The sequence below is a fragment of the Streptomyces sp. NPDC005408 genome (genome assembly GCF_040606445.1).
Taxonomy (GTDB): Bacteria; Actinomycetota; Actinomycetes; order Streptomycetales; family Streptomycetaceae; genus Streptomyces.
Genome location: NZ_JBEXEX010000016.1, coordinates 22,685 through 39,076 on the forward strand (window position 1 = coordinate 22,685; position 16,392 = coordinate 39,076).

The 16,392-nt window shown below is 70.2% G+C and carries 20 protein-coding genes; 14 read left to right on the top strand and 6 right to left on the bottom strand.

Going from position 1 to position 16,392, the window contains the following annotated elements; genetic code table 11:
- Positions 1-15 precede the first annotated feature (15 nt).
- A complete protein-coding gene (locus ABZS64_RS17315; protein WP_355829693.1) occupies positions 16-1,173 on the top strand; it encodes a D-alanine--D-alanine ligase family protein in 1,158 nt (385 codons plus the stop codon).
- A 9-nt stretch (positions 1,174-1,182) separates the two neighbouring features.
- On the opposite strand, the gene ABZS64_RS17320 is transcribed toward ABZS64_RS17315, so the two are convergent.
- The gene (locus ABZS64_RS17320) at positions 1,183-1,665 is read right to left on the bottom strand and encodes a DUF3515 domain-containing protein (RefSeq protein ID WP_355829695.1); all 483 of its coding nucleotides are present in this window, start codon (positions 1,663-1,665) and stop codon (positions 1,183-1,185) included.
- Positions 1,666-1,685: 20 nt separating this feature from the next.
- Positions 1,686-1,919, bottom strand: coding sequence for an Lrp/AsnC ligand binding domain-containing protein (locus ABZS64_RS17325; RefSeq protein ID WP_108152814.1), 234 nt, complete (start codon positions 1,917-1,919; stop codon positions 1,686-1,688).
- 227 nt (positions 1,920-2,146) lie between these two features.
- Between ABZS64_RS17325 and ABZS64_RS17330 the strand changes: the two genes are divergently transcribed.
- Together ABZS64_RS17330 and thiD are read left to right on the top strand one after the other, a co-directional pair.
- Positions 2,147-3,118, top strand: a complete 972-nt coding sequence (locus ABZS64_RS17330; RefSeq protein ID WP_266488756.1) for a thiamine-phosphate kinase — start codon at positions 2,147-2,149, stop codon at positions 3,116-3,118.
- 10 nt (positions 3,119-3,128) lie between these two features.
- The gene (gene thiD / locus ABZS64_RS17335; protein ID WP_355829699.1) at positions 3,129-3,923 is read left to right on the top strand and encodes a bifunctional hydroxymethylpyrimidine kinase/phosphomethylpyrimidine kinase; all 795 of its coding nucleotides are present in this window, start codon (positions 3,129-3,131) and stop codon (positions 3,921-3,923) included.
- Positions 3,924-4,035: 112 nt separating this feature from the next.
- Here thiD and rpmB read toward each other — a convergent pair whose 3' ends face one another.
- Positions 4,036-4,221, bottom strand: a complete 186-nt coding sequence (rpmB, locus tag ABZS64_RS17340) for a 50S ribosomal protein L28 (protein WP_003957616.1) — start codon at positions 4,219-4,221, stop codon at positions 4,036-4,038.
- Positions 4,222-4,477: 256 nt separating this feature from the next.
- Here rpmB and ABZS64_RS17345 point away from each other — a divergent pair, with 256 nt between their 5' ends.
- Both ABZS64_RS17345 and recG read left to right on the top strand, forming a co-directional pair.
- Positions 4,478-6,082 carry a DAK2 domain-containing protein gene (locus ABZS64_RS17345; RefSeq protein WP_355829702.1) on the top strand — a complete coding sequence of 535 codons (1,605 nt, stop codon included), beginning with the start codon at positions 4,478-4,480 and terminating at the stop codon, positions 6,080-6,082.
- 162 nt (positions 6,083-6,244) lie between these two features.
- Positions 6,245-8,431 carry an ATP-dependent DNA helicase RecG gene (gene recG / locus ABZS64_RS17350; RefSeq protein ID WP_355829706.1) on the top strand — a complete coding sequence of 729 codons (2,187 nt, stop codon included), beginning with the start codon at positions 6,245-6,247 and terminating at the stop codon, positions 8,429-8,431.
- Between the two features lie 14 nt (positions 8,432-8,445).
- Here the strand turns inward: recG and ABZS64_RS17355 are convergent, their stop codons facing one another.
- Positions 8,446-8,769, bottom strand: coding sequence for a hypothetical protein (locus ABZS64_RS17355; RefSeq protein WP_355829708.1), 324 nt, complete (start codon positions 8,767-8,769; stop codon positions 8,446-8,448).
- Between the two features lie 68 nt (positions 8,770-8,837).
- Between ABZS64_RS17355 and ABZS64_RS17360 the strand changes: the two genes are divergently transcribed.
- The 8 genes from ABZS64_RS17360 to mutM all read left to right on the top strand — a co-directional run bounded on the left by ABZS64_RS17360 (position 8,838) and on the right by mutM (position 14,340).
- Positions 8,838-9,140 carry a hypothetical protein gene (locus ABZS64_RS17360; protein ID WP_355829710.1) on the top strand — a complete coding sequence of 101 codons (303 nt, stop codon included), beginning with the start codon at positions 8,838-8,840 and terminating at the stop codon, positions 9,138-9,140.
- 109 nt (positions 9,141-9,249) lie between these two features.
- Positions 9,250-9,834 carry a 16S rRNA (guanine(966)-N(2))-methyltransferase RsmD gene (gene rsmD, locus ABZS64_RS17365; RefSeq protein ID WP_355829713.1) on the top strand — a complete coding sequence of 195 codons (585 nt, stop codon included), beginning with the start codon at positions 9,250-9,252 and terminating at the stop codon, positions 9,832-9,834.
- 26 nt (positions 9,835-9,860) lie between these two features.
- Positions 9,861-10,340 carry a pantetheine-phosphate adenylyltransferase gene (gene coaD, locus ABZS64_RS17370; RefSeq protein WP_355829990.1) on the top strand — a complete coding sequence of 160 codons (480 nt, stop codon included), beginning with the start codon at positions 9,861-9,863 and terminating at the stop codon, positions 10,338-10,340.
- A gap of 95 nt (positions 10,341-10,435) precedes the next feature.
- The gene (locus tag ABZS64_RS17375; protein ID WP_355829716.1) at positions 10,436-11,488 is read left to right on the top strand and encodes a cell division initiation protein; all 1,053 of its coding nucleotides are present in this window, start codon (positions 10,436-10,438) and stop codon (positions 11,486-11,488) included.
- 147 nt (positions 11,489-11,635) lie between these two features.
- Positions 11,636-12,274: a DUF177 domain-containing protein gene (locus ABZS64_RS17380; RefSeq protein WP_355829993.1), complete on the top strand. Its 639-nt coding sequence runs from the start codon at positions 11,636-11,638 to the stop codon at positions 12,272-12,274.
- Between the two features lie 2 nt (positions 12,275-12,276).
- The gene (gene rpmF / locus ABZS64_RS17385) at positions 12,277-12,450 is read left to right on the top strand and encodes a 50S ribosomal protein L32 (protein WP_026165248.1); all 174 of its coding nucleotides are present in this window, start codon (positions 12,277-12,279) and stop codon (positions 12,448-12,450) included.
- 19 nt (positions 12,451-12,469) lie between these two features.
- A complete protein-coding gene (gene rnc, locus ABZS64_RS17390; RefSeq protein WP_355829719.1) occupies positions 12,470-13,345 on the top strand; it encodes a ribonuclease III in 876 nt (291 codons plus the stop codon).
- Positions 13,346-13,470: 125 nt separating this feature from the next.
- Positions 13,471-14,340 carry a bifunctional DNA-formamidopyrimidine glycosylase/DNA-(apurinic or apyrimidinic site) lyase gene (gene mutM, locus ABZS64_RS17395; protein ID WP_355829722.1) on the top strand — a complete coding sequence of 290 codons (870 nt, stop codon included), beginning with the start codon at positions 13,471-13,473 and terminating at the stop codon, positions 14,338-14,340.
- Here mutM and ABZS64_RS17400 read toward each other — a convergent pair.
- Positions 14,304-14,693, bottom strand: coding sequence for a helix-turn-helix domain-containing protein (locus tag ABZS64_RS17400; RefSeq protein WP_355829726.1), 390 nt, complete (start codon positions 14,691-14,693; stop codon positions 14,304-14,306). The two genes, mutM and ABZS64_RS17400, sit on opposite strands and share 37 nt — an antisense overlap.
- Positions 14,694-14,835: 142 nt before the next feature.
- Here ABZS64_RS17400 and ABZS64_RS17405 point away from each other — a divergent pair, with 142 nt between their 5' ends.
- On the top strand, positions 14,836-15,351 hold the full coding sequence (locus ABZS64_RS17405; protein WP_355829729.1) for a hypothetical protein: 516 nt from the start codon (positions 14,836-14,838) through the stop codon (positions 15,349-15,351).
- A gap of 147 nt (positions 15,352-15,498) precedes the next feature.
- Here the strand turns inward: ABZS64_RS17405 and ABZS64_RS17410 are convergent, their stop codons facing one another.
- Complete coding sequence (locus ABZS64_RS17410; RefSeq protein ID WP_355829732.1) at positions 15,499-16,308, bottom strand: CAP domain-containing protein; 810 nt, start codon at positions 16,306-16,308, stop codon at positions 15,499-15,501.
- Positions 16,309-16,392: the final 84 nt, after the last annotated feature.

Below are 16,392 nucleotides of genomic sequence, written 5' to 3' on the forward strand. Positions count from 1 at the left end.
TAGTCTCATCGCGATATGAGCAGCGAGAACCTCCCCCAGAGCCCTGAGCAGCAGCTCCGCAAGCCGCGCGTAGCCGTCGTCTTCGGCGGTCGCAGCTCCGAACACGGGATTTCCGTGGTCACCGCCGGCGCCGTGCTGCGCGCCATCGACCGTACGAAGTACGACGTGCTGCCCATCGGCATCACGACGGACGGCCGATGGGCGCTGACCGCCGACGAGCCGGAGCGGATGGCGATCACCGACCGCCGTACGCCCAGCGTCGAGCAGCTCGCCGACTCCACCGAGGGTGGCGTGGTCCTCTCCGTGGACCCCGCCAACCGCGAGGTCGTCTACAGCGAGCCCGGCGCCGTGCCCAAGGCACTCGGCGAGGTCGACGTCGTCTTCCCCATGCTGCACGGCCCGTACGGCGAGGACGGCACCCTCCAGGGCCTCCTGGAGCTCTCCGGAGTCCCGTACGTCGGCTCGGGCGTTCTTGCCTCCGCTGTCGGCCAGGACAAGGAGTACATGAAGCGCGTCTTCATCTCCTTCGGCCTGCCCGTCGGCCCGTACACGGTGATCCGCCCCCGCGAGTGGGAGCTCGACCCGTCCGCGGCCCGCAAGAAGATCATCGACTTCGCGGGCGAGCACGACTGGCCGCTCTTCATCAAGCCCGCGCGTGCCGGATCCTCCATCGGTATCACCAAGGTCGACGACCTCTCCGGCCTCGACGAGGCGATCGAGGAAGCGCAGCGCCACGACCCGAAGATCCTGGTCGAGTCGCTGCTGCGCGGCCGCGAGATCGAGTGCGGCGTGCTGGAGTTCGAGGACGGCCCGCGCGCCAGCGTCCCGGCCGAGATCCCGCCCGTCACGGCTCATGAGTTCTACGACTTCGAGGCCAAGTACATCGACTCGGCGGCCGGTCTGGTGCCCGCGCCGCTGACGAAGGAGCAGACCGCCGAGGTGCGTCGGCTCGCGGTCGAAGCCTTCGACGCCGCGTCCTGCGAGGGCCTGGTCCGCGCGGACTTCTTCCTCACCGAGGACGGCGAGTTCGTCATCAACGAGATCAACACGATGCCGGGCTTCACGCCGATCTCGATGTACCCGCGGATGTGGCAGGAGAGCGGCGTCGGCTACTCCGAGCTCGTCGACCGGCTGATCCAGGCGGCACTGCGCCGCTCGACCGGCCTGCGCTAGAGCCAGGCGCTAGGGGACCTCGAGTCTGGCCGGCACCGTCTTCTTGACGGCGTCGGCCAGTTCGGCGAGCGGCGTGATGTCGTGGGCGTACCGCTTGTCCATCGTGACCTCGACATAGGTCTTGCGGTACGTGGTGGTGAAGCGCGGCCCGTCGGGCTCCTGCTCGAGGAGCCAGTTGACGCCGTCCGCCTCCACGCCCTTGGACCGGGAGTCGTTCATCTTCTCGGGCCGGGGGACACCACAGCGCAGTACGATCGCGGCATCGCCCCAGCCGGCGGTCAGATCGGAAGCCGGTTCAGGGTCGTTGCGGTCCTCTCCGGCCACGGACTTCGGCAGCTCCTTGTGCAGTGCGTCGCACAGGGCGGCTTCCTCCGACGGCGGGCTGGGAACCGCGACCGACGCCGCTGCGTCCGTGGAGGAGCAGCCCGCGGCAGCCAGCAGCATCAGGGCGGCAGCGGACAGAAAGAAGGGCCGGCGGCGGGAAGAAGTCACCGGCCAAGCGTAGACGGGGGCTACAGGTGCACGACCGGGCAGGTCAGGGTGCGGGTGATGCCGTCCACTTGCTGGACCTTGGCGACCACCATGCGACCGAGATCGTCGACCGTCTCGGCCTGGGCGCGCACAATCACGTCATAGGGACCGGTTACGTCCTCGGCCTGGATCACTCCCGGAATCTTGCCGATGGTCTCGGCGACGGTCGACGCCTTGCCCACCTCGGTCTGAATGAGGATGTACGCCTGTACCACGGAACCTCCAGGGCGGCCACGAGGATCATGTGGGGGGAAGGGACGCCACGGTATCGCGTCGCCGAGGGCCGCGGGGAGACCCGCGCGCCGGGTGACGCCCGCAGCGTGGCGTACGGAAAGCAGAAGTTGACGTATCTCTTGACGGTACCCAGGGCGCAGACGGCTCGCGACCGCAAGCGAGCAGCACTGCCGGATCTCCCGGCAGGACGACGGAGAGGTGAGACTCGGTGAAGGGCACTGTGGGCGAGTTGGGGGAGTTCGGGCTCATCAGGGAGCTCACTTCACGGCTCACCTCCACCCCCGCGGTCCGGCTCGGACCCGGTGACGACGCCGCGGTCGTGGCCGCACCCGACCGCAGGGTCGTGGCGAGCACGGACGTCCTGCTGGAGGGACGGCACTTCCGCCGCGACTGGTCGACGGCGTACGACGTGGGCCGCAAGGCCGCCGCGCAGAACTTGGCCGATATCGCAGCGATGGGCGCGGTGCCGACCGCGCTGCTGCTCGGCCTGGTCGTCCCGGCCGAACTCCCGGTCACCTGGGCCACCGAGCTGATGGACGGCATCCGCGACGAGTGCCAGGTCGCCGGGGCGGCCGTGGTCGGCGGCGATGTCGTGCGCGGAGACCTCATCACCCTCGCCATCACCGCGCTCGGCGATCTGCGCAACCACGAACCGGTCACCCGGGCCGGCGCCCAGCCCGGCGATGTCGTCGCGTACACCGGCTGGTTGGGCTGGTCGGCCGCCGGGCACGCGGTGCTCTCGCGCGGCTTCCGCTCGCCGCGCGCCTTCGTCGAGGCACACCGGCGGCCCGAACCGCCGTACCACGCGGGCCCCGCGGCGGCTGGGCTCGGCGCCACCGCCATGACCGACGTCAGCGACGGACTCGTCGCCGACCTCGGGCACATCGCGGAGGCCAGCAAGGTCCGTATCGACCTGCGCTCGGGCTCCATCGACATCCCCTCGCAGATGAACGACATCGGTCAGGCCGTCGGCGTCGACCCGCTGCAGTGGGTGCTGACCGGTGGAGAGGACCACGCGATCGTCGCGACCTTCCCGCCGGACGCCAAGCTGCCGGCCCGCTGGAAGGTGATCGGCGAGGTGCTCAACCCGTCGGCTCTGCCGCAGGTGACGGTCGACGGTGCCCCGTGGACCAAGAAGAGCGGCTGGGACCACTTCGGGGACATCGAGGACGGCAAGTAGATTCTTGGGCATGGACATATCCCTGCCTCCTCGTGTGCTCACCGTCGCCGGGTCCGACTCCGGCGGCGGTGCGGGCATTCAGGCCGACCTGAAGACGATGCTGGCGCTCGGCGTGCACGGCATGAGCGTGCTCACCGCGGTCACCGCGCAGAACTCACTGGGCGTGCAGGGCGCGTGGGAACTGCCCGTCGATGCGGTACGGGCCCAGTACCGCAGCGTCGTCGACGACATCGGCGTACAGGCCGTGAAGACCGGCATGCTGGCGTCCGCGCCCCTGGTCGAGACGGTCGCCGAACTGCTGGCCGGGACGGACGCGCCGGTGGTCGTGGACCCGGTGGGGGTCTCCAAGCACGGGGATCCGCTGCTGGCCGCCTCCGCGCTCGACTCCGTACGCACCAAGCTGCTGCCGGTCGCGACCGTCGCCACGCCGAATCTGGACGAGGTGACCCAGCTGACCGGCCTGGTGGTCGACGACGAGCGCGGGATGCGGCGGGCCGCGGACGCCGTGCTCGGCTTCGGGCCGCGGTGGGCGCTCATCAAGGGCGGGCATCTCGCGGGCGACGCGGTGGACCTGCTGACGGACGGCGCGGAGGAGCACTGGCTGCGCGCGCCCCGGCACGACAACCGGCACACGCACGGGACGGGCTGCACGCTGGCGTCGGCGGTGGCCTCGGGGCTGGCGAAGGGGCTGGCAGTGCCGGAGGCCGTACGGGCCGCGAAGGAGTACGTCACGGGGGCGATCGCCGCGGGGTTCGCGCTGGGGGGCGGGATCGGCCCGGTGGATCACGGCTGGCGCTTGCGCTGATTCCTGTCCGGGTACGGCTGATTCCCGTCCGGGTACGGCGAAAAGCCGGCCCACCGAGGTGGACCGGCTTTCAAGGCAACCGCAGGGGCTGCGCTACGACGAAACGTCGCGGTTAGCGCGAGACCTTGCCGGCCTTGATGCACGAGGTGCAGACGTTGAGCCGCTTCGGCGTCCGACCGACCACGGCACGCACACGCTGGATGTTCGGGTTCCAGCGACGGGACGTACGGCGGTGCGAGTGCGAAATGTTGTTGCCGAAGCCCGGCCCCTTGCCGCAGACGTCGCAGTTGGCAGCCACGGGTCACTCCAAAGACTTCAGATGCACTTACAGTGAATTCCGGCGCGCCGGATCAGTGATCTGATTGGTGGCTTTGCCGGGGGAATTGGCCCGACTCTCATCGGGCAACCGGAGCAGCATACAACGACTGCGTCCGAGATACGAAACTACCATGGCTTCTCCCGCCCCCACCCCGGACCCTGCTCCCACCAGGGGTCTACCCTGCGGTGCAACCCGCTGCCCACGGCCCTTCCGGCCGATCGAGGAGGATCACCAGGTGCCGCAGACCCTCGACGCCGCAGCGGTACGCGCCTGGTGCTCACTGGCGCTGGAAGCGCTGGGCCGGGAGCGCGAGGAGATCGACGCGATCAATGTCTATCCGGTCGCTGACGGGGACACCGGCACGAATCTGTATCTGACCGTGGAGTCCGCGGCGGCCGCTGTGGAGGCCGTCTTCGCCGCGCACGAGACCGGCACCTCCGCGCCCGCGCCCGCCGATGTGGTCCGGGCGATGGCCCACGGGGCGCTGATCGGCGCGCGGGGCAACTCCGGGACGATCCTGGCGCAGCTGCTGCGGGGCATGTCCGAGCGGCTCGGTGCCGGAGATCATCTGGCCGATGCGCTGCGCCGGGCCTCCGGGCTTGCGCGCGAGGCAGTCGCTCATCCCGTCGAGGGCACGATCCTGACGGTGGCGGGGGCGGCGGCGGACGCGGCGGAGGCCTCACCGGACGATGCCGTGCGTGCCGCGTACGAGGGGGCGCGGGCCGCGCTGGACGCGACGCCCGGGCAGCTTGCGGTCCTGGACCGCGCCGGGGTCGTCGACGCGGGCGGCCGCGGGCTGCTTGCGGTGCTGGGGGCGCTGGTGGAGGCGGTGACGGGGGAGGCGCCGGGGCCGCCGGGGCCGACGCATGTGCACGCGGCTGTGGCGGTGGCCGCGGGTTCCGTCGCCGGTGGCGAGCCGTGCGCCGACGGGGGTCCCGCCTTCGAGGTGATCTACCTCTTGGAAGCCGATGACGCGGCCGTCGCCCGGCTGCGGACCCGGCTGGACGGGCTGGGCGACTCGCTCGTCGTCGTCGGCGGCGACGGGCTGTGGAACGTCCACGTGCACGTCGACGACGCGGGCGCGGCGGTGGAGGCGGGCGTCGAGGCCGGGCGGCCGTACCGGATTCGGATCACTCACTTCGACAGTGCTGCGGCGGTGTCGCGCGAGCAGGTGCAGCGGGCGGTCGTCGTGGTCGTGCCCGGGGAGGGCCTGGCGGGCCTGTGCGCGGAGGCCGGCGCGACGACGGTGCTCGCACGCCCGGGGGAACCGCCGGCCAGCGGTGAACTGGTCGACGCGATCCGGCGCGCGCATGCGCGGGAAGTGGTCCTGCTGCCGAACTCCGCGGATCTGCGGCACACGGCCGCGGCGGCCGCGGAACAGGCCCGTACGGAGGGCGTACGGGTCGCCCTCATCCCCACGCGCGCGGCGGTGCAGGGCATCGCGGCGCTCGCCGTCCACGAACCGGACCGCCGCTTCGACGAGGACGTCGTCGCGATGACAGCGGCGGCGGGCGCGACCCGCTACGCCGAACTGGCCGTCGCGGAACGGCAGTCGTGGACGACGGCGGGCGTGTGCCAGGCCGGTGACGTACTGGGCCTGATCGACGGCGACGTGGCGGTGATCGGCGCGGACCTGCCGGGGACGGCGGAGGCGGTCCTGGACAGAATGCTGGCGGCGGGCGGCGAGTTGGTGACGCTGATCCTGGGCGAGGACGTCCCTGAGGGCGACGCGGTGGCGGACCGCCTGGAAAGGCACGTACGGGAGGGCCACTTGGCGGTCGACACGGTGGTGTACCGGGGCGGCCGGGGGGCGTCGCCGCTGCTGATCGGGGTGGAGTAGGTGCGGTGCGGTGCGGGTCTTGGGGTTGCCCGGTGCGGGGGTGCCCGGCCGGCGGGGCGCGGGGTTGCCCGGCGGATCGCGATGCCGGCGCCTGGCTCGCGGCACCGGCGTGACCAGCGGTTATCCACAGGTGCGCGACGTCTGTCAGTGCGGTGGTGTGCAATGGATCGCGTGTCCGCGCTCGACGAACCCCTGAAGAAGACGCTCGGAGCCGCCACCGCGAAGGTGATGGCCGAGCATCTGGACCTGCACACCCTCGGTGATCTGCTGCACCACTACCCGCGCAGGTACGCGGAGCGTGGCGAGCTCACGCACCTGTCCGACCTGCCGCTGGACGAGCACGTCACGGTGGTCGCCCAGGTGGCGAGCGCGCGCGTGCTGACGTTCAGCGGCTCGAAGGGCAGGGGCCAGCGCCTGGAGGTCGTCATCACGGACGGCAGCGGTCAGCTCCAACTGGTCTTCTTCGGCAAGGGTGTTCACAAGCCCCACAAGGATCTGCTGCCGGGCACCCGCGCGATGTTCGCGGGCAAGGTGTCCGTCTTCAACCGCAAGCTGCAGCTCGCCCACCCCGCGTACGAACTGCTCCACGGAGAGAGCGACGAGGCCGTCGACTCCTGGGCCGGAGCCCTCATCCCGATCTATCCGGCCACCACGAAACTGGAGTCCTGGAAGATCGCCAAGGCGGTCGACGCGGCACTGCCCAGGGCCCGGGAGGCCGTCGATCCGCTGCCGGAGGCGCTGCGCGAAGGCCGCGACCTCGTCCCGCTTCCCGAGGCCCTGCTGAAGATCCACCGGCCACACACCAAGGCGGACATCGCCGACGCACGCGACCGGCTGAAGTGGGACGAGGCCTTCGTCCTCCAGGTCGCCCTCGCCCGCCGCCGGTATGCCGACACCCAACTGCCCGCGGTGGCCCGCAAACCGCGGCCCGGCGGGCTGCTCGACGCCTTCGACGCCAAGCTGCCCTTCACCCTGACCGAGGGCCAGCAGAAGGTCACCAAGGAGATCTTCGACGACCTGGCGACCGAGCACCCCATGCACCGGCTCCTCCAGGGCGAAGTGGGCTCCGGTAAGACGATGGTGGCCCTGCGGGCCATGCTCACCGTCGTCGACGCGGGCGGCCAGGCGGCCATGCTCGCGCCCACCGAAGTCCTCGCCCAGCAGCACCACCGCTCGATCACCGAGATGATGGGCGAGCTCGCGGAGGGCGGGATGCTCGGCGGAGCCGAGCACGCAACCAAGGTCGTGCTGCTGACCGGCTCCATGGGCGCGGCCGCGCGCAGACAGGCGCTGCTCGATCTGGTGACCGGTGAGGCCGGGATCGTGATCGGTACGCACGCGCTGATCGAGGACAAGGTGCAGTTCCACGATCTGGGCCTGGTCGTCGTCGACGAGCAGCACCGTTTCGGTGTGGAGCAGCGTGATGCCCTGCGCTCCAAGGGCAAGCAGCCGCCCCATCTGCTGGTCATGACGGCCACCCCCATTCCTCGTACGGTCGCGATGACGGTCTTCGGCGATCTGGAGACCTCGGTCCTGGACCAGCTGCCCGCGGGGCGCTCGCCGATCGCCAGCCATGTGGTCCCCGCCCAGGACAAGCCGCACTTCCTGGCGCGCGCCTGGGAGCGCGTGCGCGAGGAAGTGGAGAACGGCCATCAGGCGTATGTGGTGTGCCCCCGCATCGGAGACGGCGAGGACGAGCCGAAGAAGAAATCCGCCGAGGACGAGGCGGAGAAGCGCCCTCCGCTCGCCGTGGTCGAGATTGCCGGCCAGCTCGCGGCGGGCCCTCTCAAGGGCCTGCGGGTGGAGATCCTGCACGGGCGGATGCAACCCGACGACAAGGACGACGTCATGCGCGGCTTCGCCGCCGGCGATGTCGACGTCCTCGTCGCCACCACCGTCATCGAGGTCGGAGTCAATGTCCCCAACGCCACCGCGATGGTGATCATGGACGCGGACCGGTTCGGGGTGTCGCAGCTGCATCAGCTGCGCGGCCGCGTCGGCCGTGGCTCGGCCCCCGGGCTGTGCCTTCTGGTCACCGAGATGCCCGAGGCCGCCCCCGCCCGGGCCCGGCTGGGCGCGGTCGCCGCCACACTCGACGGCTTCGAGCTCTCCCGTATCGACCTCGAACAGCGCCGCGAGGGCGATGTGCTCGGCCAGGCCCAGTCCGGTGTGCGCTCCTCGCTGCGGATGCTCACGGTCATCGACGACGAGGAGATCATCGCGGCCGCCCGCGGGGAGGCCGTGGCGATCGTCGCCGCCGATCCGGATCTTGAGCAGCTGCCCGAGCTGCGTACGGCGCTGGACGCGTTGCTCGACACGGAGCGCGAGCAGTACCTCGACAAGGGCTGACGGAGACTTCACCGTCACGCATCGGTCCGCGCCATCTGAGGCACGGCATCGGCTTCGGCCGCGGCGGAGTCGGCGGCCTCGACCGGCTGCGGGCCCTGGTGCCGGGGTGCGAGCAGCGCCGAGACGGTACCGACCGCTGCCAGGCCCGCTCCGACCCAGAGGGCCGGTTTGAAGGCGTCGACGAAGGCGTCGGGTGACCCTAAGACGGCCGGGCCCGTGAAGACGGCCGCGAGGACGGCGACACCGAAGACACCGCCGAGTCCACGGATCGCGCTGTTCGTACCCGATGCGACTCCGGCCTCCTGCTGCGGTACGGAGCCCATGACCGCGTTGGCCACGGTCGGGAAGCACATCGACGTCCCGACGCCGGCCACAGTGAGGGCGGCGCTCGGACTGGCGGGAGGTGGTGGCGCTCTACGACCTGCTGGTCCAGATCTGGCCCTCGCCGGTGGTGGCTCTCAACCGGGCGGTGGCGGTGGGCTTTGCGGGCGGCCCGGCCGCCGGGCTCGCTGCGGTCGACGCGCTGGCCGCCGAGCCGCAGCTGGCGGGCTACGGCTATCTGGCAGCCGCCCGCGCCGACTTCCTGCGCAGGCTCGGCCGCACCGCGGAGGCACGATCGGCGTACGAGGAGGCGCTCCTGCTCACGGAGAATGCTGTGGAGAGCGACTTCCTGGAGGCCCGCCTGGGGCAGCTGGGCACCGGAGAATGATGCTGAGCCGACAGCACCTGAAACGGCCTATCGTTTAAGCACATCCGCTCGGCTCCTTTCAGCGGAACCGCTCAGCACATCCGCCCCCGTCTCGAAGGATCGGACTCAGATGACCCGCGTGATCGCCGGTGCGGCCGGCGGACGCCGTATCGCCGTCCCGCCCGGCACCGGCACCCGCCCCACGTCCGACCGCGCTCGCGAGGGGCTCTTCTCCAGCTGGGAGTCGCTCCTCGGCACGCTCAGCGGCATCCGCGTCGCCGATCTGTACGCGGGCTCCGGCGCCGTCGGCCTGGAGGCGCTGTCCCGCGGTGCGTCCCATGCCCTCCTCGTCGAGGCCGACAACCGCGCCGCCCGCATCGTCCGGGAGAACGTCCGCGCGCTCGGACTGCCCGGCGCCGAGGTGCGCACCGGCAAAGCGGAACAGATCGTGACAGGTCCGGCCCCCGCGGACCCGTACGACGTCGTCTTTCTCGACCCTCCGTACGCCGTCACCGATGACGATCTTCGGGAGATTCTGCTCACACTCCGGCGCCAGGGCTGGCTCGCGGACGATGCGCTCGCCACCGTGGAGCGCAGCACCAGAGGCGGCGAATTCGTCTGGCCGCAGGGCTTCGAACCTCTGCGGGCCCGTCGCTACGGCGAGGGCACGCTTTGGTACGGTCGCGCCGCCTCTACATGCGAAGACGCACGATGACCGGTTCGGAGAGCGAGGGACTTCAGTTGCGCCGCGCAGTCTGTCCGGGGTCATTCGACCCCATCACCAATGGGCACCTCGACATCATTGCCCGCGCCTCCAAGCTGTACGACGTCGTACATGTCGCGGTGATGATCAATCAGTCCAAGCAGGGGCTGTTCACGGTCGAAGAGCGGATGGAGATGATCCGCCAGGTCACCAGCGAGTACGGGAACGTCGTCGTGGAGTCCCACCACGGGCTCCTGGTCGACTTCTGCAAGCAGCGCGACATCCCCGCCATCGTCAAGGGGCTGCGGGCGGTCAGCGACTTCGACTACGAGCTGCAGATGGCCCAGATGAACAACGGCCTCTCGGGTGTCGAGACCCTCTTCGTCCCGACGAACCCCACCTACAGCTTCCTCTCCTCCAGCCTCGTCAAGGAGGTCGCCGCCTGGGGCGGTGACGTCTCCCACCTGCTGCCTCCTGTCGTTCACGAGGCCCTGACCCGGCGCCTCGCCCAGAAGTGACGAACTGACAGTCCGTCACCCGGTGTCGGGCGGGCGCCGACTGCCCGTACAGTCGTCCCGTCCGGCTCATATCAGGCAGAGAGTGGCGAACCACGGTGGACGTCCAGAAGAAGCTCGACGAGATCGTCGAGGCGGTCGGCAGCGCACGGTCCATGCCCATGTCTGCTTCCTGCGTGGTGAACCGCGCCGACCTGCTCGCCATGCTCGAAGAGGTCCGCCAGGCCCTGCCGGGCTCCCTGGCCCAGGCCCAGGAGCTGATCGGCGGCCGTGAGCAGCTGGTCGAGCAGGCCCGCCAGGAGGCCGGGCGGATCATCGAGACCGCCCACGCCGAGCGCGGTTCGCTGATCTCGGACACCCAGGTCGCCCGCCAGTCCCAGGAGGAGGCCGACCGCATCCTCGCGGAGGCCCGCCGGGACGCCGAGGAGATCCGGGCGGAGGCCGACGACTACGTCGACTCCAAGCTGGCCAACTTCGAGGTCGTCCTCACCAAGACCATCGGCTCGGTCGACCGCGGCCGCGAGAAGCTGCTCGGCCGCGGCCCCGGTCTGGACGAGCAGGGGTACGCCGACGAGGACGCCCCCGAGTACAGCGCGGACCCGCAGACCCTGATCCAGCGTGCCGACGAGTACGTGGACACCAAGCTGGGCGCCTTCGAGGCCGTGCTCTCCAAAACCCTCGACGCCGTCGGCCGCGGCCGCCAGAAGCTCCACGGTCGCACCACGAGCGACGCCCTCGGTGAGCACATGGCCGCCCAGGACGCGGCGGGCACCCAGCAGCACGCCAGCGACGCCGACTATCTGGCTGGTCTCGCGGAGCTGTCCGAGCCGCAGCAGCAGGTCCAACCGCAGCACCAGTACCAGCCGGTGGCCGAGCAGCAGCCCCAGATCCCGGCCCAGCAGGATCCGTACGCCTACCAGCCGCAGGAGGCGTACGCCGGCTATCAGCAGGATCCGTACGCCGCGTACCAGCAGCAGGGCTACGACCAGCAGTACGCGCAGCAGGATCCGTACGCCTACCAGCAGCAGGTCCAGCCCCAGCACCAGCCTCAGCAGGTCCAGCAGCAGGGCGCCGCCCTGGACGAGACCAGCCTGTTCGACACGAGCATGATCGACCTGGAGCAGCTGCGCCGGTACGAGCAGGGGCGCTGAGCCGCCGCCGGGAAGCACGGATTGGGTCTACGGCGGCCCGTCCAGTATCCTGGCTCTTCGGTCGCGCGTAGCTCCGCGATCACAGCTGCCCGCTTCGCACCCAGATGCGGGACGGCCCCTCCCCACGAACCGAAAGCAGGAAAAGCCCTGAGCACGCGCCTCGACCACCGCAACCCCCTCGTGTTCGACACACACGAGCTGGGGCGGCGTCCTGGTGCTCTCCAGCGGCTGACCCGCTCGGTTGATGCCCCCAAGGACTTCGGTATCGAAGGGGTCATCGGTGTGCCGGAAGGCGCGCCCGTAGAGCTTGAACTCCGCCTGGAGTCGGTCATGGAAGGGGTGCTTGTCACAGGCACCGCCCGTGCATCGGCCGAGGGGGAGTGCGTAAGGTGTCTGGAGCCGCTGAGCCAAGAGGTCGCGGTGGACTTCCAGGAGATGTTTTCGTACCCCGACGCCGATGACCGGAGCCGCAGTCGCGCTGCGGAGCCGGTCGACGACGCCGAGGACGAGGACAGGCTCTTTCTCGAGGACGGCCTGTTCGACCTCGAGCCCTTGCTGCGTGATGCGGTAGTGCTCGCACTGCCGATGCAGCCGGTGTGCCGGGAGACCTGTGCCGGTCTGTGCCCCGAGTGCGGGATCAGGCTGGACGAGAACCCGGACCACCACCATGACGCCGTCGACATTCGTTGGGCGGCACTGCAGGGACTCGCCGAGACCATTCAGGACGGCGAGAAGGACAACATGGGCGGCGCCGAAGCGGGCGTCGACGAGAAGCAGGAGAAGTAGCCGTGGCTGTTCCGAAGCGGAAGATGTCGCGCAGCAACACGCGCCACCGCCGGTCGCAGTGGAAGGCTGCGGTCCCCACCCTGGTTTCGTGTGAGCGTTGCCAGGAGCCGAAGCAGCAGCACATCGCGTGCCCGAGCTGCGGCACCTACAACAAGCGCCAGGTCCTCGAGGTCTGAGCGGCTGGTGAGAGGCACGATGTCTGAACTGTCCAATGCCAAGAAGCAGGCGGACAACGTCAACGCAGCCTCGTCCCACACGCTTCTGGAAGGGCGGCTCGGGTATCACCTCGAGTCCGCCCTTCTGGTGCGTGCGCTGACCCACCGTTCGTACGCGTACGAGAACGGCGGTCTGCCCACCAACGAGCGGCTCGAATTCCTCGGGGATTCGGTGCTCGGCCTGGTGGTCACCGACACGCTGTACCGTACCCACCCCGACCTGCCCGAAGGCCAGCTGGCCAAGTTGCGGGCCGCGGTGGTCAATTCGCGTGCGCTGGCGGAGGTCGGCCGCGGCCTCGAACTCGGCCTCTTCATCCGGCTCGGCCGGGGCGAAGAGGGCACGGGTGGCCGGGACAAGGCATCCATCCTCGCCGACACCCTTGAAGCGGTGATCGGTGCGGTCTATCTCGACCAGGGCCTCGAAGCGGCCTCGGAGCTGGTGCACCGGCTCTTCGACCCGCTCATCGAGAAGTCCTCGAACCTGGGCGCGGGCCTGGACTGGAAGACCAGTCTCCAGGAACTCACCGCCGCCGAGGGGCTCGGAGTTCCGGAGTATCTCGTCACCGAGACCGGCCCGGACCACGAGAAGACCTTCACTGCTGCCGCCCGCGTCGGTGGTGTCTCGTACGGCACCGGCACCGGCCGCAGCAAGAAGGAAGCGGAGCAGCAGGCGGCGGAGTCCGCGTGGCGGGAGATCCGTGCCGCCGCGGACGAGCGCGCGGCTGCTGCGAAGGCCGAAGCGGAGGCTGGGGCGAAGGCCCAGGCCCAGGCCGAGGCGGATGCTGCCGCTGCTGGTGACGAAGGGGCCGCCGACATCCCTTCAACCTCGGAACCCGCGGATCAGGCCTCGGCCTGAGTCCACGATTCCACTTTCCCCGTGAGGCCCCTCGCTCGTCAGGAGCGCAGGGGCCTCGCGGTTTTCCGCCTCCGGCACGGAGGTACGCTGCGGGCGTCACCCTGAGATTGCCCAGAAGGAGCCCCGTGCCCGAGCTGCCCGAGGTCGAAGTCGTACGTCGCGGACTCCAGCGCTGGGTCAGCGGGCGGACGATCGCCGACGTGCAGGTTCTGCACCCCCGCGCGGTCCGCCGTCATCCGGCCGGCGCCGGCGACTTCGCGGCCCGCCTCAAGGGCCACAGCGTCGGGATCGCCCGCCGCCGCGGCAAGTACCTCTGGCTGCCGCTCGCGGACACGGACACCTCGATCCTCGGCCACCTCGGCATGAGCGGGCAGCTGCTCGTACAGCCCGAGGACGCCGCCGACGAGAAGCATCTGCGCATCCGGATCCGCTTCGACGACGGGCTCGGCACCGAGCTGCGCTTCGTCGACCAGCGCACCTTCGGCGGTCTGTCGCTGCACGACAACACCCCCGAAGGACTCCCGGAGGCGATCGCGCACATCGCCCGCGATCCGCTGGACCCGGCCTTCGATGACGCGGCCTTCAACATCGCGCTGCGGCTGCGCCGTACGACGGTCAAGCGCGCCCTGCTCGACCAGTCGCTGATCAGCGGGGTCGGGAACATCTACGCGGACGAGGCGCTCTGGCGCGCCCGGCTCCACTACGAGCGCCCCACCGCGACCCTCACGCGTCCCCGCTCGGCCGAACTCCTCGGTCATGTACGGGACGTGATGAACGCGGCCCTGGCCGTCGGCGGCACCAGCTTCGACAGCCTGTATGTGAACGTGAACGGCGAATCGGGCTATTTCGACCGGTCGTTGGACGCGTACGGCCGCGAGGGCGAGCCCTGCCGCCGCTGCGGCACTCCCATACGCCGACGACCGTGGATGAACCGTTCCAGCTACTACTGCCCGCGCTGTCAGCGGGCGCCGAGACTCGCGCGCACCTCGTCGTAGCGCTCGCGCGCGGCGAGCACCTCGGGCATCCGGCCCTCGACCAGGCCGATCAGTCCGAGCAGCCGCTCGGCGACGGCCCGCCCCAGCGGGGTGAGTTCATAGTCCACGCGCGGGGGATTGGTGGGCTGTGCTTCCCGGTGCACCAGGCCGTCGCGCTCCAGGGCGTGCAGCGTCTGGGAGAGCATCTTCTCGCTGACGCCGTCGACCCGCCGGCGCACTTCGTTGAAGCGGAGGGTCCCCTCGTACAGGGCGCCGATCGTCAGGCTGCCCCAGCGGCCCGTCACATGCTCCAGCGTGCCGCGCGAGGGGCACTGCTTGGAGAAAACGTCGAAGGGGCGGCCGTCGTCATCCATGACGGCCACCCTACTCCGGCGCGCTAACTATTCGAAAGTGTTCTACGTCGGGGCTGGACCGGGGTCTCAGTAGCCGAAGAAGTGCCGCGGCCCGAGGCTTCCCGCCCGTGCGGAGCGTGGTCTGCTCAACGACCCTGGACGTATGAACAGTCGGACCCCTGAGCGTCCCGCGGAGACCCCGGCGGACAACGCGGCCCAGATCGATTACTCCGGCGCTGTCTATGGCTCGCTGCTTGCCGCCTCCGTGGTGGCCGGCACCGGAGCGCTCGGCTCGTTCACCCGGGTCCAACTCGTTCTGCTGCTGCTGTGCACCAGTGTCGTGTTCTGGGCCGCGCACGTCTTCTCCGGCCTTTTCGGGGCCCGAATGGTGCACCATTTGAGCTGGAGGGAGGTCCGCCGCGCGTGCGCAGAAGAGCGCCCGATCATCGAGGCGGCTGTCCCACCGGCCTGTGCCGTGGCCATCAGTCCACTCTTCGGACTGGGCATCGAGGGGACAGCATGGCTGGCACTCTGGGTCGCTCTGGCCGGACAGGTCGGCTGGGGAACCGTGGCCGCCAGCCGCGCCGGCGCCCCGCGCCGTCTGATGCTGCTCGCCGGTGCGATCAACCTTCTCCTCGGGTTGATCATCGTGGCTCTCAAGGTCGCGCTCAAGCACTGAGTGCCCGCCTGAGCGATCAGCGCGGGTCCACTGCGGCACCCTCGGTCACCCGGGCCGCCGTGGTCGGGTCGTCAGGAACCAAGACCCTGCGGACGACGGCCCGGAGACGGCCCAGAAGAGTTCTTAGGGCTCTGACCTGCGGCTATCTCAGAAGCCGAAGTCCTGGGTCCACCAGGGGCCGCCGTCGCCCATGACCACGCCGACGCCCAGCGTCTTGTAGTCGCAGTTGAGTATGTTCGCGCGGTGACCGTCGCTGTTCATCCATGAGTTCATCACCGCGGCCGCGTCGGCCTGCCCGCGAGCTATGTTCTCGCCGCCCAGACCCTTCACGCCCGCCTGGTCGGCGCGGTCCCAGGGAGTGTCCCCGTCAGGGTCGGTGTGGTCGAAGAAATCGCGCGAGGCCATGTCGGCGCTGAAGTCCCCGGCGAGATCCGCCAGGGAGGTATCGGTGCGCACCGGGCTGCAGCCCACCTTCGCGCGCTCCTTGTTGACCAGGGTGAGCACCTCGGCCTCGGCAGCCGCCGCGCCCGAAAGGACGGGCTTGGCCCGCTCGGACGCGCGGTCGGCGGCAGGCGTCTCGGTACGGGTCGGGGGCGTCGTCTTCTTCGGCGCCGGAGCCTTCGTCTGCTTCGACGGCGTCGCGGACGGCTTGGTCGGCTTGGTCGGCTTGGGCGAGGGGGTCTTCGACGGCGCCTGCGGGCGCGGCGCGGTCCGGCTCGGGGAGGCCGAAGTGCCGCTCGTCGGCTCGGCGCTCGCGTCGCCCTGGGTCTGCAACTGGGCGGAGCCCTCGGTGCGTACCTGCCCGCTCGACTCACTGCCGCCGCTGACGTTGAACTTGTCGCCGCCCGGCAGCAGGCCGGACGCGACGGCGACAGCGCCTACGGCCATGGCTGCGGAGGCGCCGAGCAGCCCGGTGCGTACGGGCATGCCCGAACGCTTGCGTCGATGGCGTCCCATCTGCTGTGCCTTCCTCATGCTCGACGAAGCTCGACGGTCAAACGTCAAACTGACTCACCCAATTGGGTGAGGCTTATTCCGACG